This is a genomic window from Janthinobacterium goodfellowi, assembly GCF_051380695.1.
Classification (GTDB): domain Bacteria; phylum Pseudomonadota; class Gammaproteobacteria; order Burkholderiales; family Burkholderiaceae_D; genus Janthinobacterium.
The window spans coordinates 549,653-570,069 of record NZ_JBNYXN010000002.1 but is presented as its reverse complement, the minus strand read 5'-3'; the positions used below and the strand labels follow the sequence as shown (position 1 = coordinate 570,069).

15 protein-coding genes are annotated in these 20,417 nt (G+C 66.0%); 4 read left to right on the top strand and 11 right to left on the bottom strand.

Translation table 11 applies throughout. The features are described 5' to 3' along the window. Positions 1–9 precede the first annotated feature (9 nt). The 3 genes from ACQ4WQ_RS10500 (at position 10) to ACQ4WQ_RS10490 (ending at position 4,573) form a co-directional block, all read left to right on the top strand. Entirely contained in the window at positions 10–2,106 is a 2,097-nt protein-coding gene (locus ACQ4WQ_RS10500; protein WP_436496789.1) for a bifunctional 2',3'-cyclic-nucleotide 2'-phosphodiesterase/3'-nucleotidase, read from the top strand. Positions 2,107–2,161: 55 nt separating this feature from the next. Continuing rightward, positions 2,162–2,854 carry a tetratricopeptide repeat protein gene (locus ACQ4WQ_RS10495; protein ID WP_436496787.1) on the top strand — a complete coding sequence of 231 codons (693 nt, stop codon included), beginning with the start codon at positions 2,162–2,164 and terminating at the stop codon, positions 2,852–2,854. 282 nt (positions 2,855–3,136) lie between these two features. Then, positions 3,137–4,573 (top strand): catalase, encoded by a 1,437-nt coding sequence (locus ACQ4WQ_RS10490; protein ID WP_326459455.1) that lies wholly within the window; start codon positions 3,137–3,139, stop codon positions 4,571–4,573. A 78-nt stretch (positions 4,574–4,651) separates the two neighbouring features. Here the strand turns inward: ACQ4WQ_RS10490 and ACQ4WQ_RS10485 are convergent, their stop codons facing one another. Continuing rightward, positions 4,652–4,984: a hypothetical protein gene (locus ACQ4WQ_RS10485; RefSeq protein ID WP_436496785.1), complete on the bottom strand. Its 333-nt coding sequence runs from the start codon at positions 4,982–4,984 to the stop codon at positions 4,652–4,654. A 149-nt stretch (positions 4,985–5,133) separates the two neighbouring features. Next, a complete protein-coding gene (locus ACQ4WQ_RS10480; RefSeq protein ID WP_436496783.1) occupies positions 5,134–6,312 on the bottom strand; it encodes a chymotrypsin family serine protease in 1,179 nt (392 codons plus the stop codon). Between the two features lie 184 nt (positions 6,313–6,496). Here ACQ4WQ_RS10480 and ACQ4WQ_RS10475 point away from each other — a divergent pair, with 184 nt between their 5' ends. After that, complete coding sequence (locus ACQ4WQ_RS10475; RefSeq protein WP_436496781.1) at positions 6,497–7,963, top strand: hypothetical protein; 1,467 nt, start codon at positions 6,497–6,499, stop codon at positions 7,961–7,963. On the opposite strand, the gene ACQ4WQ_RS10470 is transcribed toward ACQ4WQ_RS10475, so the two are convergent. The 9 genes from ACQ4WQ_RS10470 to ACQ4WQ_RS10430 all read right to left on the bottom strand — a co-directional run bounded on the left by ACQ4WQ_RS10470 (position 7,950) and on the right by ACQ4WQ_RS10430 (position 20,318). Further along, complete coding sequence (locus tag ACQ4WQ_RS10470; RefSeq protein WP_436496779.1) at positions 7,950–8,687, bottom strand: hypothetical protein; 738 nt, start codon at positions 8,685–8,687, stop codon at positions 7,950–7,952. The two genes, ACQ4WQ_RS10475 and ACQ4WQ_RS10470, sit on opposite strands and share 14 nt — an antisense overlap. Before the next feature lie 16 nt (positions 8,688–8,703). Further along, a complete protein-coding gene (locus ACQ4WQ_RS10465) occupies positions 8,704–9,150 on the bottom strand; it encodes a DUF6678 family protein (protein WP_436496777.1) in 447 nt (148 codons plus the stop codon). Continuing rightward, entirely contained in the window at positions 9,150–10,379 is a 1,230-nt protein-coding gene (purT, locus tag ACQ4WQ_RS10460) for a formate-dependent phosphoribosylglycinamide formyltransferase (RefSeq protein ID WP_436496775.1), read from the bottom strand. Before purT ends, ACQ4WQ_RS10465 begins: the two co-directional genes overlap by 1 nt. A gap of 100 nt (positions 10,380–10,479) precedes the next feature. Continuing rightward, positions 10,480–10,977, bottom strand: coding sequence for a VOC family protein (locus ACQ4WQ_RS10455; RefSeq protein ID WP_436496773.1), 498 nt, complete (start codon positions 10,975–10,977; stop codon positions 10,480–10,482). Positions 10,978–11,043: 66 nt separating this feature from the next. Then, positions 11,044–12,441, bottom strand: coding sequence for a TolC family protein (locus ACQ4WQ_RS10450; protein ID WP_436496771.1), 1,398 nt, complete (start codon positions 12,439–12,441; stop codon positions 11,044–11,046). Then, on the bottom strand, positions 12,431–13,774 hold the full coding sequence (locus tag ACQ4WQ_RS10445) for an HlyD family type I secretion periplasmic adaptor subunit (protein ID WP_436496769.1): 1,344 nt from the start codon (positions 13,772–13,774) through the stop codon (positions 12,431–12,433). The genes ACQ4WQ_RS10450 and ACQ4WQ_RS10445 overlap by 11 nt, the downstream gene beginning before the upstream one ends. Continuing rightward, positions 13,771–15,954: a type I secretion system permease/ATPase gene (locus ACQ4WQ_RS10440; RefSeq protein ID WP_436496767.1), complete on the bottom strand. Its 2,184-nt coding sequence runs from the start codon at positions 15,952–15,954 to the stop codon at positions 13,771–13,773. The genes ACQ4WQ_RS10445 and ACQ4WQ_RS10440 overlap by 4 nt, the downstream gene beginning before the upstream one ends. A 103-nt stretch (positions 15,955–16,057) precedes the next feature. Continuing rightward, entirely contained in the window at positions 16,058–19,099 is a 3,042-nt protein-coding gene (locus ACQ4WQ_RS10435; RefSeq protein ID WP_436496765.1) for a calcium-binding protein, read from the bottom strand. 337 nt (positions 19,100–19,436) lie between these two features. Further along, positions 19,437–20,318: a LysR family transcriptional regulator gene (locus ACQ4WQ_RS10430; protein WP_436497397.1), complete on the bottom strand. Its 882-nt coding sequence runs from the start codon at positions 20,316–20,318 to the stop codon at positions 19,437–19,439. Positions 20,319–20,417 lie beyond the last annotated feature (99 nt).

Genomic DNA, 20,417 nt, shown 5'->3' with positions numbered 1-20,417 from the left:
AGGGCGGTAATGAAAACAAATTGGGTCATGCTGGCGGCGCTGGCAAGTGCGGGTCTCGTCGGTTGCAACGGCAGTTCGAATACGGCGCCAGCCATTCCCGAAGGCACGACGGTCACCGTGGCATTGCTGGAAACCACCGATATCCACTCGAACGTTTTGAGCTACAACTATTATGCGCTGGCGGAAGACACGAGCCTGGGCCTGGAGCGTACATCCACCCTGATCCAGGCGGCGCGCGCTGAAAATCCGAACAATGTGCTGCTCGATGATGGCGACGTCATCCAGGGCACCTTGCTGGCCGACCTGCAGGCCGTGGCCGCACCCGTGCCCTGTTCCGGCACCCTGGCCGTGCACAAGGCCATGAATGCGCTGAAATACGATGCGGGCGGCATGGGCAACCATGAATTCAACTATGGCTTGCCCTACCTGAGCCAGATCACCAACACGGATTTCGGCATCCCCGGCGTGGCCAAGCCGACGGGCACTTGCGGCGCGCCCGCCTTCCCTTCCGTGCTGAGCAATGTCGTCGGCGTGAGCAGCGGCAAGCCCATCTTCCAGCCCTACGCCCTGCTGCCCCGCGATTTCGCCGCCACGGCGCCCGACGGCAGCAAGCTGACCGTGAAAATCAATGTGGGCGTGCTGAGCTTTGTACCGCCGCAAATCCTCGAATGGGACCAGAAAGTGCTCGCCGGCAAGGTCAGCGTGACGGGCGTGCAGGAAGCGGCGAAACAGTATGTGCCGGAATTGCGCAACAAGGGCGCCGACCTCGTCGTGGCCCTGTCCCATGGCGGCCTGGACACCAGCGCCTACAGCCCGAAGATGGAAAACGGCAGCTATCACCTGACCAGCACGGGCATCGACGCCCTGATGATCGGTCACTCGCATTTGATCTTCCCGAAAGGCAAGGAAGTGGGCGCGGCCGCGCTGGACGCCTCGTTTGTCGCCTTCCCCGCCAGCGCGAAGATCGACGCCGTCAACGGCTTTGTGAACGGCGTGCCCACCGTCATGGCGCAAAGCTGGGGCCGCCGCCTGGGCATCATCAAGCTGACGATGGTGTACCAGGCTGGAAAATGGGTGGTGCAGCCGGCCAAGACGACGGTGGAATCGCGCGGCTTCAAGTACACGGACGGCACGACCCTCGTGAAAGCCGACCCGGCCATCGCGCCGCTGGTAGCCACCGAACACGCGGCCACCATCGCCTACGCCAAGCAGCCGCTGGGCATCAGCACGGATTTCGAGATGTCCGCCTACTTCGCGCTGGTGGGCGACGTCAGCGCCATCCAGCTGGTGAACCAGGCCCAGCTCGATTACGTGAAAAACTTCATTGCCACCAGCACGGATGCGACCTTGTCCAGCTACAAGAATATCCCCGTCATCTCGTGCAGCGCGCCGTTCAAGGCGGGCCGCAACGGACCATCGGACTTCACGGACGTGGCTGCGGGCGCGACGCCGGCCGCGCCAATCGGCTTGCAAGTGCGCAATCCGGGCGACCTGTATTTATATAGCAATAACAACCTGCAAGCCGTGAAAATCAAGGGCGCGGACTTGAAGGCGTGGCTGGAAACGTCGGCCAAGCAATTCGCCCAGATCGATCCGAGCGCCACGGCCGAGCAGGATCTGGTGCCGTCGTATGGCACGATCTATAACTATGACGTGTTCTATGCGGAAAACAATGCGCTCACCTACCAGATCGATGTGACGAAAAAGCCGGGCAGCCGCATCGTCAACCTCACGTACAAGGGCGCGCCGGTCGCCGATGGCGATGACTTCATCGTTGCCACCAATGATTACCGCGCCGGTGGCGGCGGCGCCGTGCCGGGCATCGATGGCAGCAAGACCATCATCAAGTCGCCCGATGCCAACCAGGCCGTAGTCAGCAACTACCTGGCGTCGCTCAGCACCAAGGGCGGCAAGGTGACCCTGGCGGCCAATGGCAGCGCGCGCAGCTGGAGCTTCGTCAAGACGGCCACGGCCGGCCCCGTGATCCTGCGTTCGGCGCCGGGCCACCTGGCGCTGGCGCAAGGCAGCGGCATCGCCAACGTGGCGGCCGAAGGCGGGCTCGACGCCAGCGGTTTCGCCAAGTACCGCATCGACCTGAGCAAATAAGGTCCATGGGCCGGAGCTGCGGCAGTTCCGGCCTGTTTTGATGAAAGGTATCCAGATGAAACAGGCACTCTCCCTCCCCGCCGTCGTGCTGGCTAGCGTCCTGGCCGCCTGCCAGGCGTCACCGCCGCCCACGGCGGCCGAAATCGAAGCCGTCGCCATGCACGCGCGCCAGGCGGGCGACCACCAGGCCGAACGCAAGATACGCGGCTGGGCCGGCAAGGACATGCCCGTCGCCGAGCGCGAACTGGCGCTGATTTACCAGTCCCGTCCAGAACGCCGCGCCGATGCCTTGAACCTGTTCGAACAGGCGGCCCGCGCCGGCGATACGGAAGCGGCGTTCGAGCTGGGCCAGATGCTGCGCGCGGCCACGCCGACCCAGGCCTGGCTGTGGTACCGCCAGGCGGCGCAGCAAGGCCATGCGAAGGCAGCCCTCATGCTGGGCTTGCTGGCGGCGAATGGCGAAGGCGTGCCGCAAGATTCCGTCATAGCGGCCCGCTGGCTGGCAAAATCAAGCGAACTGGGTAATCCACACGCCATGTTCCTGCTGTACAACGCCTACCGCGAAGGCCGCGGCGTGCCGCGCGACTTGGCCAAAGGCCGTGAGTTGCTGGAAGAAGCGGCCCACCACGACTACCCGCCCGCCATCCAGGAGCTGGCCATGACGCTGCAGGCCGACGACGCCCTGCGCGCGGGCCACCTGATGAAGGAAGCGACGGAGCACCGGCATAACAATTGGAACAAGTTTTAAAAACTGGGCAAAAGGCCAGTGGCGTGAGCGAGGCCGGCCTTTATATACTTGCAACTTGCAAGCGTGTGAGGCCGGCAGTGACTCAGCGGTTATGATGCAAGTGCACCGCCTGAGCTTGCCCCGGCGGCGTGGCATGCTGTCCTGTACGAAAAGGTTTACACTGATTTGCATTTTAGAAATTTTACTCTGGACCAGCCCCGGTGAGTGTGCATTCAACCCAGCCAGTGTTTGAGTAGCGCCGGTGCGTCCATTGCTCTGCCTAGCCATGAAAGAATGAGTCCAATGAAAAAGCTGACCACCGCCTTTGGCGCGCCTGTTGTCGACAACCAGAACATCCAGACGGCCGGCCCCCGCGGCCCCGCCCTGCTGCAAGATGTCTGGTTCCTGGAAAAGCTGGCCCACTTCGACCGCGAAGTCATTCCCGAGCGCCGCATGCATGCCAAGGGATCGGGCGCGCATGGCACGTTTACCGTCACGCACGACATCACGCGCTACACGCGCGCGAAGATTTTTGGCGAAGTGGGCAAGAAAACGCCGATGTTCGCGCGTTTTTCCACGGTGGCCGGCGAACGGGGCGCGGCCGATGCGGAACGCGATATCCGCGGCTTCGCCCTGAAATTTTATACGGAAGAAGGCAACTGGGATCTGGTCGGCAACAATACCCCCGTGTTTTTCATGCGCGACCCGCTGAAATTCCCCGATCTGAATCACGCCATCAAGCGCGACCCGCGCACCGGCTTGCGCAGCGCCAACAGCAACTGGGACTTCTGGACCTCGCTGCCTGAAGCGCTGCACCAGGTGACGGTGGTGATGAGCGACCGTGGCTTGCCGCGCAGCTTCCGTCACATGCATGGCTTCGGCAGCCATACCTTCAGCTTCCTGAATGCGCAAAACGAGCGTTTTTGGGTCAAGTTCACCTTTAAAACCCAGCAAGGCATTCAAAACCTGACGGACGCGGAAGCCGAGGCGCTGGTGGGCAAGGACCGCGAAAGCTCGCACCGCGACCTGTATGAAAGCATCGAAAACAAGGATTTCCCCCGCTGGACCCTGTACGTGCAGATCATGCCGGAAAAAGAGGCAGGCACGTATCACCTCAACCCCTTCGACCTGTCGAAAGTGTGGCCGCACGGCGACTACCCGCTGATCGAAGTGGGCGTGCTGGAACTGAACCGCAATGCGGACAACCATTTCGCGGAAGTGGAACAGGCGGCCTTCAACCCGGCCAACGTGGTACCCGGCATCAGCTTTTCGCCGGACAAGATGCTGCAAGGCCGGCTGTTTTCGTATGGCGACGCGCAGCGCTACCGCCTCGGCGTCAACCACAGTCATATTCCCGTCAATGCGCCGAAATGCCCGTTCCACAGCTACCACCGCGACGGCCAGATGCGCGTCGACGGCAATCAGGGGGGAACGTTGGGCTATGAGCCGAACAGCGAGCAGGAATGGGCCGAGCAGCCCGACTTCCGCGAGCCGCCGCTGAGCATCGAGGGCGCGGCCGACCACTGGAACCACAGGGTCGACGAGGATTACTATTCGCAGCCGCGCGCCCTGTTCCGCCTGATGACGGCGCAGCAGCAGCAAGCCTTGTTCGACAACACGGCGCGCGCCATCTCGGGCGCCTCGGAGCAAGTCAAGCAACGCCACATCGGCAACTGCACCCTGTGCGACCCCGCCTATGGCGCGGGCGTGGCCGAAGCGATAGGCCGCCTGAGCAAATAAGGCAGGCTGAAAGGAACCCGGAAGGCTTGGCAACAGGCCTTCCGCCGCAACGATCCGCGGCAAGTCGGCCAGGCCTGCCTACCAGCGCTGGATCTCGATCTGGCCCGTGATGCTCGTTTCCACCGGATAGCCCTCGATCTGCAACGGCACGCGCCGCTTGACGGACGAGTCGCGCAGATACACGACCAGCGCTTCCTTGCCCACGGCCGTCTGCCCCAGGCTGACGCCTTCCACGCCATCGATGGCCATCAGCGCCCGCTCGTTGCGCCGCTTTGCCGCTTCCAGACGGCCCTGGGGCGCGGCCGGGGTGTACTGCCCCATGCCCTGTCCAGGAATCTCATCCGGTAAGTACGGCATGGCAGCGTCTTCGAAGACGGCATATGGCGATGGTACGAATTTACTGTTTGACATGACAACCCTCCTGAGGCATTCCATGATACACCCGGCCATCCGGCGCTGCAGCGCCGTTCGCCGGGCACAACCATGCATGGCTGCGGCCTCTGATACAATCATCATCGTGCAAAAAGCAGCGTTATGCAAGGCCGCACCTGGCAGCGTGCTCAGGTGTACAAATTGATGTCGAGCGCCACCACGACGCGCCGCATCTGGTTGGCAAACGTGATGTTGTTACCGCCCGCAAACAGCAGGCCGACGGGATTGCGCTGCTGGTTCCAGGTCCAGATGGAGGAGCCGGAATCGCCGCCCGCGCTGAAGGCGCCGCTCACGCCCGTGATGGCGATCTGGTCCTGGAACAGCGCGATCCTGCCGCCGCCGTAATTGACGTTGATGGTGGCGCCCAGGCCCGTGATGCGCCCCTGCGTCAATTGCGTCGTGCGGCCGGACTTGCCGACCATCATGCCCAGCGCCGGCGCCACCAGCGCATTGCTGATGCGGAAGTACGCAGGCACGCCGCCGCTCAGGTAGACCAGTTCGGGCCGCACGCGGTCGGGCCAGGCCCAGCCGGTGGCGCAATCGACGTAATTGACGCCGCCGCTGAAATTGATGGGCACGAAACGCTCGAGCACGGCCACCTGGTCTTGCGGGCAGCGGCCGCCGTCAATGGGGCCAGGCTGCACGATGCAATCGTTGAACACGCCGCCGTTGGAATTGGCGAGCACGTGATTATTGCTCAGGATCATCAAGCGGCCGCTGCGCGGCGCGCTGCGTCCCACGGCCAGGCAGCCGATGGTGCCGGCCGTGATGCGGAAATGCCCGACCGACACGCCGCCCGGCGCCGGGCGCAAGCGGAAACGGTGCGGTTGCGCATCGATCACGCCCGTGACGACGATGTTGACGGGGACATTGTCGCTGGCCACGGCGCGCACGCCCATGGCCCCCACGATGGCGGCCTTGGCGCGGTCGACGGAGGTGGGTTCGGCTACATACAAGGTCAGGGCCGGCAAGCCCGGCTCGCCGGACGAGCTGTCGCTGGCGCCCTCGCCCAGGCCGATGGACACGCCCTGGATATTGCCGCCGTCGCTGAAGGCATCGGCCGCGCGCACGCCGCCCGCCTGCGAAATGCTTTGACGCATGCCGTCTTCGATGCTGCGCTTGATTTCGAGCAATTCCATGCTGATGCCGCTCAAGGCATCGGGCACGTCCGCGACGGACGCGCTCTCGATCGTATTGTCGTCTGCGCCAGGGACGGCAAATTGGCCGACGGCCTCTTCATCGTCCGCGCTTTGTCCCCTGCCGCTGCCGCCAGGCGGGGCGCTGAAACCATTCTCGTTGCCTATCATCGTGTTCTCCTCGTGGGTCGCCGCAAACCACCAGTGTGGACGGCCCCCGCAGGCCGGTATTGATCTGGATTGAACCGCGCGGACATGTGGCCACCCTGCGCCGCAAGGGGCAGCGAAGGAAAAAATAGTTCCCTCGTCAACGTTGAGCAAGATCAGGCGTGCGGCCAGAGGCGCCGCCGTATACTTGACTGACAGGCGGGAACTGGGCCTGCTCCACGGCAGCAAGGTGAGCAGCGGCAGCAATGCCAGCAACGGTATGGATGGGGAAACAATGACGAGCCCTGGTACAAGCGACGACGACGCGCCTGCGGGCGGACAGGCAGGCCACAGCGCCGCGGATGCCGGCGGTTCCAGCACAGGCCAGCACGCCGGTTTTGTGCACGGCATGGCGGCCTGGGCGGAAAAACACCGCATCAGTCCTTGGCGCGGCAGTTTTGCCGACTTCATCGAACAGATCCTGCCCGGCCGCGCCGCCCTGCTGACGCGCAGCGCGCACCAGTACCTGTGGGACATGATGCGCTGGAATGGACAGACCGACGCCGCCGGGCGCTTCCGCTGCCGCCTGTTCGACGACGAGCTGTTCGGCATCGACGAGGCGATCGACCGGGTCGCCGCCTACTTCAAGGCGGCCGCCGCCGGCTCCGAAGTGGGCCGGCGCATGCTGTTGCTGCTGGGCCCGCCATCGGGCGGCAAGTCGACCATGGTGATCCTGCTCAAGCGGGGGCTGGAAGAGTACAGCCACAGCAGCGAAGGCGCGCTGTACGGCATCGCCGGCTGTCCCGTGCACGAATCGCCACTGCATCTGGTGCCGCACAGCATGCGCGCCGACTTTCGCGCCAGCTATGATGCCGAGCTGCATGGCGAACTGTGTCCCCATTGCCGCGCCCGCCTGGAAGAGCAGTACGGGGGCGACTTCCTGCGCATGCCCGTCGAACGCATCCACCTGTCCGAGGCGGGCCGCTGCGGCATCGGCACGTATGCGCCGCACGATCCCACGACGGCCGACCTGGCCGACCTCGTGGGTTCCGTCGACCTGTCGAAAGTGGCGCAATACGGCGACGAAGGCGATCCGCGCGCCTGGTCCTGGTCCGGCGCCGTGTATGCGGCCAGCCGCGGCATGCTGGAAATGATCGAAATCCTCAAGGTCAAGCGGGAATTCCTCTACACCCTGGAACACTTCCCGAACCACCACCGGGCGCTGGCCTCGATGGCGAAACTGGGCCTGCGCCTGAAAAGCGCGCAGCCGCCCGGCGCCCGCTACACGGTCAGCTGCTTTTTCGAGCGCGCCATCGCCTTCGCGCCGCACGACGTGACGGCGCGCATGGTGTTTGGCAGCTACCTGCTGGCCACGGGCCAGGATGCGGCAGCGCTGGAACAACTGGACTCTGCCAGCCGCCTGGCGCCCGACCAGGCCACCATCCAGTACAACCTGGGCCTGATGTACGTGAAAAAGAAGGAATACGAAAAGGCCAGCGCGCACGCGCAAAAAGCCTATGCGCTGGGCTTTCCCCTGCCGGGACTGAAGAACAAGCTGAAGGCGGCGGGCAAGTGGAAAGAACCGCCGCCGGCGCCGGCCGTCGTCGAAGCGAAGGAAGCACGGAAAACCGAGGAACCGGCCGTGCCGCCGGTCGAAGAACCTAGCGGGGAATGACGGCCGGCCGCCGGGCTACGCTCAGGTGCCCCGTCGGCGAGGCGCCCAGCGCGGCGGCCAGATCGCGCCGCGATTGCGCCTTGTCGGCGACCTCGCTGATGAACGCCAGTTCGGCCGGCTGCAGCGCGGTGACGGTGAGCAGCAGCACCTCGCCATATGGCGTATCGAACGATGGCACGATGCTGCTTGCGCCCTGGGCCAGCAGCACGCCCACCTGTTCGTCCTCGTCTTCGAGGCCTGCCGGCGCATCCCGCACGTCCAGCACCATCGACACGCTGCCGTGGCGCTGCACCAGCAAGTCGATGGAGCCATGGTCGGCCACGTTCTGGCTGACCTGATAAATGAGGTCGAACAGCCAGGAATGCGCCACGTCCTTGCCGTCGAAGGCGGCCAGCGGCGCCTCGATGCACACTTCCAGCAGGTGGCCGCGCGGCACAAACACGTCGTCGTCATCCTCGAACGGATCGCTCAAGCCGTCGCTGGCGATGATGATGGAATCGGCACGGCGGATCACCCTCCAGGCCTGGCGCAGCGACGGCCAGCGGGGGCCGCCCATGAAGGCGGGATTGACCAGCGGCGCCAGCACGTCGGCGTCTACGGTGCCCAGCGTGGCATAAAAGGCGTCGCGCGCGGCGCAAGCCGTTGCCAGCATCTGCGCACCCGCTTCCTTGCCGACGACGGCGTCGTCCGGCTGCGGCACTTGTGGCATATCGTTTTCAGGCATGAGATTGGTCTTTGTATTAGTCGGCGGGAGGGAAGTCGTGATAATTGCGGGGCAGATAGCCCCAGAGGCGCGCCACCTGGTCCCGCACCTCGAAATCGAAGCCGATGCGCTGGAGCTCCGGCACGATCCACACGCCATGGTCGATGATTTTCTTCGGCAGCAGCATGGCCACGTGTTCTTCCGAGTACAGGCTGATGTCGAACCACTCCACGCCCAGGAACGGGAACGGCGGGTGGTAGTCCCATTCCGTATCCCAGCGCGAGACGTAGCCGGTGACGGAGCCGTAGCGGTACGACGGCACCCAGTCGGTCTGCCCGCGCATGAAGGCCAGCAGCTCGTTCCACTTGCAGTCGTTGGCGGCGCCGGCCAGATTGCGCCGCGCGATGTGGCCGCGCAGCTTGCGCTTGATGTCATCGCCGCCGGCATCGGCCTGCGGCAGGCTGGGGTCCGCCACCAGGGCCATCAGCGCGCCACCGGCTTGACTTTGGACGCGGCCAGCACGGCGCGCTGGCGGGCCGTGTCGATATCGTCCGCCGCGGCCAGCGCCACGCCCATGCGGCGGCGGGCGAACGATTCCGGCTTGCCGAACAGGCGCAAGTCGGCGCCCGGCACCTTCAAGGCCTCGGCCACGCCTTCGAAGGCGATGCCTTTCGCTTCCAGCTGGCCGTAGATGACGGCCGAGGCGCCGGGCGAACGCAGCGCCACGTTGACGGGCAAGCCGAGGATGGCTTTCGCGTGCAGTTCGAATTCGCTCTGCACCTGGCTGGCCATGGTGACCATGCCCGTGTCGTGCGGACGGGGGCTCACTTCCGAGAACCACACCATGTCGTCCTTGACGAACAGCTCCACGCCGAACAGGCCCAGGCCGCCCAGGTTGTCCGTCACCTTGCGGGCGATCTCGCGCGAGCGCTCGAGGGCCAGCGGCGCCATGCGAGCCGGCTGCCACGATTCCACGTAGTCGCCGTGCACCTGCAAGTGGCCGATCGGCTCGCAGAACTGCGTTTCGATCTGTCCTGAAGCACCGACGGCGCGCACCGTCAGCAGGGTGATTTCGTAATCGAAGTCGATGAAACCCTCGACGATGACGCGGCCCGTGTCGACCCGGCTGCCGCTGGCCGCGTACGCCCACGCCGCGTCCACGTCAGCGGCGCTATCGAGCTTGGACTGGCCCTTGCCAGACGAGGACATCACGGGTTTGACCACGCACGGGAAGCCGATCTCCTGGCAAGCGGCCTGCAACTCCTGCAGGCTGCTGGCGAAGCGGTAGGGAGAAGTCGCCACGCCCAGGGTTTCGGCCGCCAGGGTGCGGATGCCTTCGCGGTTCATCGTCAGCACGGCCGCGCGCGCGTTCGGGATGCAGGTGATCTGCCCCGCCGCTTCCAGCGCCGCCAGGGTGTCGGTAGCGATGGCCTCGATTTCCGGTACGATCAAATCCGGCTTTTCCAGGTCGATCAGGGCGGCCAGCGCCACGCCATCGCTCATGTCGATCACGTGCGAGCGGTGCGCCACGGGGTGGCCCGGCGCGTTCGGATAGCGGTCGACGGCGATCACTTCCACGCCCAGGCGCTGCAGCGCAATGATCACTTCCTTGCCCAGTTCGCCGGAACCCAGCAGCATGACTTTGATGGCGGTGGAAGACAGGGGCGTGCCGAAGGTGCGGGGCGCGATGGTGCTGCTGGTGCTAGTGGTCATGGCAGGGTCTGTAGGCGAATGAAAAGATGGCTGGGACTATAACAAATGCCAGCCATCTTGGACAGGGCGCGCCGCTGGCGTGCGCCTGGCGGCAAGACGCCTATCCCGCATACGCGCGCTTGATCTCGTCGATGTCGATTTTCTTCATGCCCATCATGGCCTTCATCACGCGCTGGGCCTTGACGGGATCGGGGTCGCCCAGCAGCTTGACCATGATGGTGGGCACGATCTGCCACGATACCCCGAACCGGTCCTTGAGCCAGCTGCATTGCTGCGCTTCCGGCGGCCCGCCTTTGGACAGCAGGTTCCAGTAGTGGTCGACCTCGTCCTGGGTTTCGCAATTGACCTGGAACGAGATCGCTTCGGAAAACTGGAACAAGGGGCCGCCATTCAAACCCGTGAACGTCTGGCCATCGAGCTCGAAGGCCACCGTCAGCACGCTGCCAGGCTCCTGGCCGTGGATTTCCTTGCCTTCCTCACCATAACGCAGGATCTGGCCGATCTTCGAATTGGGAAATATTTCCGTATAAAACCGGGCTGCCGCCTCGGCGTTGCCGTTGAACCATAAACATGGGGTAATCTTTTGTACGCTGTGCATGATGTCTCCCTAGTCCGAAACAGGAACGCCTTCCCTGTGCGGGAAGGACCGCCACCAATATAGTCATTATTGGGCCGCCGGGGCGCGCAATTTGCCTGTCCCTTGCGCGACATCGTCGCGTGCCAGCATGCCGGCGCTGGCCAGCAGCCGCAGCCGGGCCGATCGCCATTCCGCCTGGCAACGGATGCGCTCCTGCTGCGCCTCGAGCAGCGCCGACTGCGTATTGAGCATTTCCAGGATATCGGCCGCGCCCAGGCCGAACTTGCGCCGCACGCTGGCCAGCGCGTCCTGCGCCGCATCCAGCCACGCTTGCGACGCGGCCAGGTTGGCCAGCGCCGTGCTGGCCTCCGCATGGGTTTTCACCAGTTCCATCAGGGTCTGCTGCTGCACTTCTTCAGCCTCGGCTTCCCTTTGCCCCGCCTGCGCCTGCGCGCCGCGCACCTTGTAGTGGCGCGCAAAGCCGTCGAACAGGGGAATGTTGAGCGAGATGCCCACCAGGGTTTCGCGCGTGGAAGCCGGCGACAAGCCCTGGTTGGGCCGGCCGTTCTGGTAGATATTGGCCGTCAGGTCGATGCTGGGGCGGCCCTCCGAGCGGGCAATCTCCACCCGGTCGCGCGCCGCCGCCAGCTGCGCCTGCGCCGCCAGGATGGCCGGATGGCGCTCCCTGGCCCTTGCCAGCCAGGCATGCAACTCATCTTGCAAGCCCTCGCGCAGGCCCGCCGCCGCGCCGTCCCCGTCGTCGTCCAGGATCACGCCCGCATCGGCCGGCAAGCCCAGGGTGTAGACCAGCACGGCACGGGCTTTCTGGAACTCGCCGTCGGCGCGGCTGGCGCCCAGGGCCGCCTTGGCCAGGGCGCTGGCCGCCTGCAGGGTGTCGCTGTGCGAACCGAGCCCCCGCTGCGCGCGGCGCTGCGTCGCCAGCACCGTTTCATTGGCCAGCGCCTGGTATTCCTGGCGCATGCGCACGCTGGCGCGCGCCGTCTGCGCCTCGAAATACGCGCTGACCGTCGCCGCCAGGGTCTTTTGCAGCACGGCGTCGCGGTTGGCCAGGGCCGCGTCCAGCATGGCTTGCGCCGAACGCCGGCCCGCCGCGCGCCCGCCGAAGTCGAACAGGCGCCAGGAAAAGCTCAGCGAGCCCGTATTGCTGGCCAGGCTGCCGGACGGCGTGCCGGCGCCCGGATAGGCCGTGCGGTCGTGCACCCGGCTCAGCCCCGCATTCAGGGTGGGCAGATAGGCGGCCCTGGCCTCGCCCACGCCGGCCGCCTGCAGCCGGATGCCGGCCCAGGCGCCATGCACCTGCGCGTTGCGGCACAGGGCCAGGTCGACGGCCGCCGGCAGGGTCAACGGCACATCGCCGTCGTGCGTGGACGGGCATGGCGCGGCGTCCAGCATCTGCGCCCGGACCGGCGCGGCGGCCAGGGACAGGAACATGAACAGGCCGGCGGCACGGCATCTAGCGTTCATGCAGCGCCTCCTTCTGGTGCTGCACCAGCGGCGAGAGCACGTATTCGATCACCCTGCGCGTGCCTGTGCGGATTTCCGCGCGCACGGCCATGCCGGCCGACAGCGGCACCACTCTGCCATCGATGACGATGGCCGGCTGGCGCAAGGTGATCCTGACGGCGTAGACGGGCCCCTTCTTTTCATCCTCGATGGCATCGCGCGAGACGCTGCTGACGACGGCGGGCACGGTGCCATACTTGGTGTAGTCGAAGGCGTCGATCTTGACGGCCACCGCCTGCCCTGCCTGCACGAAGCCGACGTCTCGGTTTTCCAGCATGGCGTCGATTTCCAGCCTGCCCTGGCGCGGCACGATCTGCATCAGCGCCTGCGCGGCCGGCACCACGCCGCCCACCGTATGCACCTTCAGTTGCTGCACCGTGCCGTCGACGGGGGCCGTCAGGCGCAGCAGGCTGCCCCGGGCGCCCGCGCGGCGCGCATCCTGGCCGCTGGCCGCCGCCACCCTCGCCCCTTCCGCCAGCGCGTCATACGCGTCTTTCCTCGTCTGCGCCACCAGGGCCGCCCGCTCGCTGCGCGCCGACGCCAGCTGGCCGGCCAGGTCGATGCGCGCCTGTTCCTTGTCCAGCCACGCGTGTTCGGCCACGTCGCGCGTGGCCAGCAGCGCCCGATAGTCGCCCGCCCGCTGCGTGGCCAGCGGCAGCGCCTGGGCGTAGCGGGCGATTTCGCCGTCGAGATGCGCGAGCCGGGCGCGAAAGCTCGCGTACTGGCCATCCACGTGCGCTTGCGCGGCAGCGCGCTCCAGGGCCGGGATCGCGTCCGGCGCCGCCAGCTTCGGCATCGTCAGGGTGTCGACGGCGGCGATCAGCGCGCGCGCGCGGGCCACCTGCAAGGCGGCGGCCACGGCGTCGCCGGCCGCCTTGTCGCGCTCGGCGTCGGGTCCCCGGCTGTCGAGTTCCACCAGCAGCTGGCCCGCCTGCACGGCCTGCCCCTCGCGCACGTTCAGGGCGCGCACGGCGGCCACGTCGACGGAAGCGATGGTCTTGGTGTTACCGGATGGAATGATCTTGCCGGCCGCATGGACGATGATGTCGACCTGGCCGAAGATAGCCCACAGCACCACGCAGCCGACCAGCAGCATCAGCACCCTGGCAGTGAGGCGCAGCGACGGCGACACTGGCCGCTCCTGCAGGGCCAGCGCGGCCGGCAGGAAGGCCGCCTCGTCTTCGCTGAGCACGGGACCGCCCAGGGTGGCCCGGCTTTGCCAGCTGTGCCGCAGCACCTGGCCATAGCGTTTCAATAACTCGCCATACGCGGCGAGACGGTGGCCGGCGTTCATGTTGCGTCCCCTGTTGCGCTCCCGGCGCCGCCCTGCTGCAGGCTATACAGATGGGCATAGATGCCGCCCGGCCGTTTCAGCAGCGCGTCGTGGCTGCCCAGTTCCGCCACCTGCCCCCGCTCCATGACGACGATGCGGTGTGCTTCGCGCACGGCCGACAGGCGGTGGGCGATGATCAGCACGGTGCGCCCCGCGCAAATGCCGCGCATATTGTCCTGGATGATCTTTTCCGACTCGTAGTCGAGCGCGCTCGTCGCTTCGTCAAAAATCAGGATGCGGGGGTCGCCGATCAGGGCGCGGGCGATGGCGATGCGCTGGCGCTGGCCGCCCGACAAGCCCGTGCCATGCTCGCCCACCATGGTGTCGTAGCCTTCCGGCAACTCGCAGATAAAGTCGTGGGCACCGGCCAGTTTCGCCACGGCAATGACCGCATCGATGGGCAGCGCCGGGTCGCTGAGGGCGATATTGTCGCGCACGGAGCGGTTGAACAGGATGTTTTCCTGCAGCACCACGCCGATCTGGCGCCGCAGCGAGGCCGTGTCGATGACGGCGATATCCTGCCCGTCGATCAGCACCTTGCCCCGCTCGGGGATGTACAGGCGCTGCGCCAGCCGCGTCAGGGTGCTCTTGCCGGAGCCGGAGCGCCCGACGATGCCGATCACCTCGCCGGGCGCGATGGCGATCGATACCTCGCGCAGCACCTCGGCCGCGTCCGGCCGGTAGCGGAAGCCCACCTGCTGGAAATCGATGGCGCCAGCGATGCGCGGCAGGCGCGCCTTCTGGCTGCCCGCTTCCGTACGGGCATTGAGGATATCGCCCAGCCGGCTCATGGAGATGCCCACTTGCTGGAAATCGTTCCACAGCTGCGCCAGGCGCAGGATGGGCGAGGCCACCTGCCCCGCCAGCATATTGAAGGCCACCAGTTCGCCCACCGTCATCCTGCCGTCGATGACGAGGGTGGCGCCCCACCACATGATGGCCGCCGTCACTAATTTACTCACCAGGGTGACGCCGCCGCTGGCCAGCATGCCGATGTTGTTCGCCGACAAACCCGCCGAGACATAGCCGGCCAGCTGCTTTTCCCACTGCTGCTGCCAGCGCGGTTCCACGGCCATGGCCTTGAGCGTGTCGACGCCGCTGATGGTTTCAACCAGAAAAGACTGGTTTTCCGCGCTGCGGTTGAATTTGTCATTCAGGCGCCCCCGCAGCACGGGCGTGAGCAGCATCGACAGGGCCGCGTAGACGGGAATCGACGCGAGCACGACCACGCTGAGCGCGGCACTGTACCACAGCATGGCGGCGATGAAGATGAAGGAAAACAGCACATCGAGCACCAGGGTCATCGCATTGCCGGTGAGAAAGGACCGGATGTTTTCCAGTTCATGGATGCGGGCCACGGAATCGCCCACGCGGCGCGCCTGGAAATACGCGATCGGCAGGGCCAGCAAATGGCGGAACAGGCGCGCGCCCAGTTCCACGTCGATCTTGCTGCTGGTGCGCGCGAATACATAGGTGCGGATGAGGCCCAGCACGGCTTCGAAGACGATGGCGCAGACCAGGCCGATGGCCACCACGTTCAGGGTCTGCATGGCGTGGTTGACCAGCACCTTGTCCATCACCACCTGGAAAAACAGGGGCGTGGCCAGGCCGATCAGCTGCAGCACGAAGGAAATGAGCAGCACTTCGCCCAGCAGCCTGCGGTATTTGACGATGGCGGGGATGAACCAGCTGAAATCGAAGCGGGCCGTCTCGCCCGCATAGCTGGCCTTGCTGGTAAAAAAGATCAGTTCGCCCGACCAGACGGCGAGGAAAGCGTCGCGGCCGAGGACCTGGGGCGGCTGGCCCGGATGCTGGATCAGCACCTTGCTCACGGCGCCGTCGCTGCTGTCGACCTTGCCGAGAATAAAGAAACACCCATCGTGAGCGATGGCGATGGCAGGCAGCGGCGCTTGCGCCAGCCGTTCGGGCGGCTGGCGCACCAGCTTGGCCGTCAAGCCCAGCCCTTTCGCGGCCAACAGGACGGTTTGGCGCGTGAACAGGGCCTGGCCGAAAGCGTGCTTGAGCTGGGCGCCGTCGGCGGCGATGCCGTGCAGGCTGGCCATCAGCAGCAGCGACAGCAAGCCCGTGTCGGGCGCGGGTTCGGTGGACGAGGTAGCGTGGCGATATGGAAGTGCGGTCATCGTATCATGTCGGAAATTCAATGGCACAGCCGGGCCGGGACGTGCAAAGCCGGCCCGGCTGCGCGGCGGTGGAACTACGTACTCAAGCGATCAACGTAAGCGATCATTGCGCTGCCGCCAGCTGGATCTGCGTCGACGGGTTGCCGTGGCCGGACCAGGGCGCCGATGCGGCTGCCGGCACGGCAAAACCGGCCATCGCTTGCACCAGCTGCGCCGGATCGGCTTGCCAGGCAGCGGAACCGCCCTGGCTGGCGGCGCCGAATTGCTGCGCAGCACGCCAGTTCTGCGCCAGCACCGGCGCCAGGATGGCGGCCGTGCCTGCAGGCAAGGTCAGCTGGCCGGCCGGCGGCGGCGTCAGGCCCGCCATCGCCTGCACGAGGTTTTGCACCTGGCTGCCCAGCAAGACGCGGCCATCGGCCGTGCGGAATTCCTCGATGCGCCGCAGGGTGCCTTCGTACCAGCCGGTGACGGTGACCTTGTCGCCCGTGCCGATGGTGCTCACTTCCAGGGCCGTGCCCACCTGGCGGAACCACAGCTGCTCGGCGCTGACGCCGGCCAGAAAGGACACCACGTCGCGGCTGCCCGCCTCGTCCGCCTCGGAAATCGTGTCGGCGCCGTCGCCGCGGGCGAAGATATAGGTATCGTTGCCCAGCGCGCCGGACAGCCCATCGTCGCCCTTGCCCCCTTGCAGGGTATCGTTGCCCAGGCCGCCGATGAGGATATTCCTGATGTCGTTGCCGATCAGCACGTCATCGAAGGTGCTGCCGATGACGGCGTTGAAGTTGGCCAGCACGTCGACGCCGGCACGCGCGGCCAGGGGCCCGCCGACGGGCGCGAAGGCGGCCGTCACGCCCGCACTGGCGCCGTTGTAGTTGAGGAAGTTGCCCGCCCCGCCGCCGTCGAGCACGTTGCCACCCGGGGTAGAAACGAAAAAGCTGTTGCTGGTGTAGGCGCTGCCCGTCACGGTCAGGCCGGCGCCGGTCAGGCGCACGATCTCGACGTTGTCGGCTACCGTGTAATTGACGTTGGTGTAGACGGTATCGTTGCCGCCGTTGCCCCGCTCGACGATGAAATCGCCCGCATGGTTGACGTAATACGTGTCGTCGCCCCCCAGGCCTTCCAGCAGGTCGGCGCCGGCCGTGCCGTACATGACATCGGCATTGGCCGTGCCGGTAAAGGTCTGCCCCGTCGGCTGCGTGGGGCCGTTGAAATGCCAGGCCTGGGCCAGCGCGGGCGCCAGGGCGCTGGCCGTAGCGGCCGGCAGGGTCAGCTGGCCCAGCGGCGGCGGCGCCAGGTTCGCCATCGCCTGCACCAGCAGCTGCACGTCCGCGCCGCGCAGGACGTGGCCGGCAGCCGTGCGGAATTCCTCGATGTTCGGCGTGGCCGCGTTCCAGGCGCGGATGGTGATCTTGTCCGTCGTGCCGATGGTGCTCACTTCCAGGTCCGCGCCCACCTGGCGGAACCACAGCTGGTCGATGTTCACGCCGGCCAGGAAGGCGATGCTGTCGTAGCCGGCATCGGCGGACAGCTCGGTGACGATATCGGCGCCGTCGCCGCGGCCGAAGACATAGGTATCGTCGCCCAGGCCGCCCGCGAGCTGGTCGTTGCCTTTGCCGCCTTGCAAGGTATCGTTGCCGAGGCCGCCGGACAGGGTATTGGCCAGCTCGTTGCCGGTCAGCACGTCGTCATAGGCGCTGCCTGTCACGCTGGAAATATTGACCAGCACGTCGCTGCCCGCACCCGCCGCAGTGGCGGCGCCGGCCGGCGCCATGGTCGCCGTGGCACCCGTCCTGGCGCCCGCATAGGTGGCGGAGTTGTTCGTCCCGCTGCCGCGCAGCAGGTTGCCGCCCGCGACATCGACGTGGAAGACATTATCGCCGCCATTGCCCGTCACCGTCAGGCCGGCGGCGCTCAGGTGCACCTCTTCCACATTCGCCGCCAGGGTATAGTCGACCGTGGCAAACACGGTATCGCGCCCGCCGCCCGCCTGCTCCAGCACCACGTCGCCCGCATGGTTGACGTAATAAATGTCGTCGCCGGCCAGGCCCGCCATCACGTCGGCGCCCGCCGTGCCCTTGATGATGTCCGGGTTCGCCGTGCCGGTGTAGACGCCATTGCCGGGCTGGTTCGGTCCCTCCGTGCGCCAGTTCTGCGCCAGCGCCGGCGCCAAAATGGCGGCCGTGCCGGCCGGCAGCGTCAGCTGGCCAAGCGGCGGCACCGCCAGGCCCGCCATCGCCTGCACCAGGTTTTGCACGTCGCTGCCCAGCAGCACGCGGCCATCGGCCGTGCGGAATTCCTGGATGCGGGGCACCGTGCCGGAAAACCAGCCGTTGATGGTGATCTTGTCAGCCGTGCCGATGGTGCTGACCTCCAGGTTCACGCCCACCTGGCGGAACCACAGCTGGTCGGCGCCGACGCCGGCCAGGAAGGAAACCACGTTGCGGCTGCCCACCTCTTCCATCTCGACGATGAGATCGGCGCCATCGCCGCGGGCAAAAACATACGTATCGTCGCCCTGAAGGCCGGACAGCGTGTCATCGCCCTTGCCGCCGCGCAGGGTATCATTGCCCACGCCGCCGATGAGAATATTCCTGAGTTCGTTACCGGCCAGGACATCGTCGAATTTGCTGCCGATGAGGTTGGCGAAATTAAGCAGCACATCGCTGCCGACAGGCGCCGTCACGGCGGCATTCGCACCCAGCAACGTCGCCGTCACACCCGTGCCGGAACCGATGTAGGTGATCGCGTTGCCCGTGCCGCCGCCATCGAGCCTGTTGCCACCCGCCGTATCGACGTGAAACACATTATTGGTATTGGCGCTGCCCGTCACGGTCAGTCCGCTGGCCGTCAGGTGCACGTTCTCGACGTTGTCGGCCACCGTGTAATTGACGCTGGTGTACACCGTATCGTTGCCGCCGTTGGCCAGTTCGACGATCACGTCGCCGCTGTCGTTGACGTAATACGTGTCGTCGCCGGCCAGTCCCTCGAGCACGTCGGCGCCCGTGGTGCCGCTGAGCACATCGGCGCCCGCCGTGCCGGTGAAGCGCTGCGGGGCGGCCGCGACAGCGTTCAGGTATGCCTCGATGGCGGTCATGCCGTCGGCAGAGGCGGCGGTGGAAGTTTGCGATGCAAATTTTTCAGTCATGTTGCAGTTTCCTGTCATTAAACGTCAAAACCAAGAGTGAATATGTCGGCGCAAGCTGACATGCAAGGCAAAAGTCCGGGCCGCCTGCACTTGCCGTTCAGCGTGCACTTGCAACGGTCCGGCACTTTCGGCGCATGGACGGCGCGCCGTTGAGCGTCGCCTCACATGCACGCCTTAATGACGCGCAAGCGGGATAGGCACTGTTATTTGTCATGCAAATGTCACACTGCACGGGGGGAGGAAAGAAGGGGACAGGCGGGAGGAAGCGAGCCTGCGCGCCCGGTGGCGCGGGCCCATGCAACTAGCGTCAGGAAAAAATCCGCCGTCATGGCTGGGTTCAAAAAGTGTGATCCTGTAGCTGCTGCACCAGGAAATCGATGAACACGCGCAGGCGCGGCGGCAGGTGGCGGCTGGCAGGCCACAGCAGCCAGAATGCCGTGCGCGCCTGCGTGTGCTCGTCCAGCAGCGAGACCAGCTGCCCCGCCGCCAGCTCGCGCTGCACGGCGAATGCGGGCAGGTAGGCGATGCCCTGCCCCTGCACGGCCAGGAAGACGCGCATTTCCACGCTGTTGCAGACCATGCCGGGCGCCGGCTGGGCAGCCTCGTCCATCAGCGGCCACTGTTCCAGACGGCCCGTGGCGGGGAAACGGTAGTGCAGGCGCTGGTGCCGCAACAGCGCGGCGCCATCGGCGGGCCGGCCATGAAGGGTCACGTAGCCGGGCGACGCCACCAGCAGGCGGCGGAACGTGCACAGTTTGCGCCGCATCAGGCCGGAGTCAAGCAGCTCGCCCGTGCGCACGACAGCATCGAAGCCGTCGCTGACGATGTTGACCATGGCGTCGGAGAAATCGAGGTCGAGTTCGATGGCGGGATACGCCTGCATGAACGCGGCGATGGCCGGCTCGAACAGGCCGCTGTAGCGTGGCAGGCTGATGCGCAGGCGGCCGCTCGGGGCGCCGCCCGCTTCAGCCAGCTCGCGCTCGGCCGCCGCCACTTCGGCCAGGATGCGCTTGCAGCGCCGCAGGAATTTTTCCCCTTCGTCCGTCAGCGCCAGGTGCCGCGTGCTGCGCTGGAACAGGCGCGCGCCCAGCCGCGCCTCCATGCGCGCCACGCTCTTGCCCACGGCCGACGACGACAGGCCCAGCAGCCGGCCCGTGGCCGAAAAGCTGCCGCTGTCGGCCACCTGCACGAACATGGCGATGCCGCCCAGGCTATCCATACGATTTTCCATTGAAGACATTCTTGTCCGATATGTTCGGCAGTTTAGGCCATTTTTCTTCAATGACGGGCGCGCCATAATCGCCCCTCTTTCTTTCAT

What these genes read in the sequence shown, in the direction of transcription:
- ACQ4WQ_RS10500 (WP_436496789.1), top strand. Translation starts at nt 10, where the DNA reads ATGAAAACAAATTGGGTCATGCTGGCGGCGCTGGCAAGTGCGGGTCTC.
- ACQ4WQ_RS10495 (WP_436496787.1), top strand. Translation starts at nt 2,162, where the DNA reads ATGAAACAGGCACTCTCCCTCCCCGCCGTCGTGCTGGCTAGCGTCCTG.
- ACQ4WQ_RS10490 (WP_326459455.1), top strand. Translation starts at nt 3,137, where the DNA reads ATGAAAAAGCTGACCACCGCCTTTGGCGCGCCTGTTGTCGACAACCAG.
- ACQ4WQ_RS10485 (WP_436496785.1), bottom strand. Translation starts at nt 4,984, where the DNA reads ATGTCAAACAGTAAATTCGTACCATCGCCATATGCCGTCTTCGAAGAC.
- ACQ4WQ_RS10480 (WP_436496783.1), bottom strand. Translation starts at nt 6,312, where the DNA reads ATGATAGGCAACGAGAATGGTTTCAGCGCCCCGCCTGGCGGCAGCGGC.
- ACQ4WQ_RS10470 (WP_436496779.1), bottom strand. Translation starts at nt 8,687, where the DNA reads ATGCCTGAAAACGATATGCCACAAGTGCCGCAGCCGGACGACGCCGTC.
- ACQ4WQ_RS10465 (WP_436496777.1), bottom strand. Translation starts at nt 9,150, where the DNA reads ATGGCCCTGGTGGCGGACCCCAGCCTGCCGCAGGCCGATGCCGGCGGC.
- purT (WP_436496775.1), bottom strand. Translation starts at nt 10,379, where the DNA reads ATGACCACTAGCACCAGCAGCACCATCGCGCCCCGCACCTTCGGCACG.
- ACQ4WQ_RS10455 (WP_436496773.1), bottom strand. Translation starts at nt 10,977, where the DNA reads ATGCACAGCGTACAAAAGATTACCCCATGTTTATGGTTCAACGGCAAC.
- ACQ4WQ_RS10450 (WP_436496771.1), bottom strand. Translation starts at nt 12,441, where the DNA reads ATGAACGCTAGATGCCGTGCCGCCGGCCTGTTCATGTTCCTGTCCCTG.
- ACQ4WQ_RS10445 (WP_436496769.1), bottom strand. Translation starts at nt 13,774, where the DNA reads ATGAACGCCGGCCACCGTCTCGCCGCGTATGGCGAGTTATTGAAACGC.
- ACQ4WQ_RS10440 (WP_436496767.1), bottom strand. Translation starts at nt 15,954, where the DNA reads ATGACCGCACTTCCATATCGCCACGCTACCTCGTCCACCGAACCCGCG.
- ACQ4WQ_RS10435 (WP_436496765.1), bottom strand. Translation starts at nt 19,099, where the DNA reads ATGACTGAAAAATTTGCATCGCAAACTTCCACCGCCGCCTCTGCCGAC.
- ACQ4WQ_RS10430 (WP_436497397.1), bottom strand. Translation starts at nt 20,318, where the DNA reads ATGGATAGCCTGGGCGGCATCGCCATGTTCGTGCAGGTGGCCGACAGC.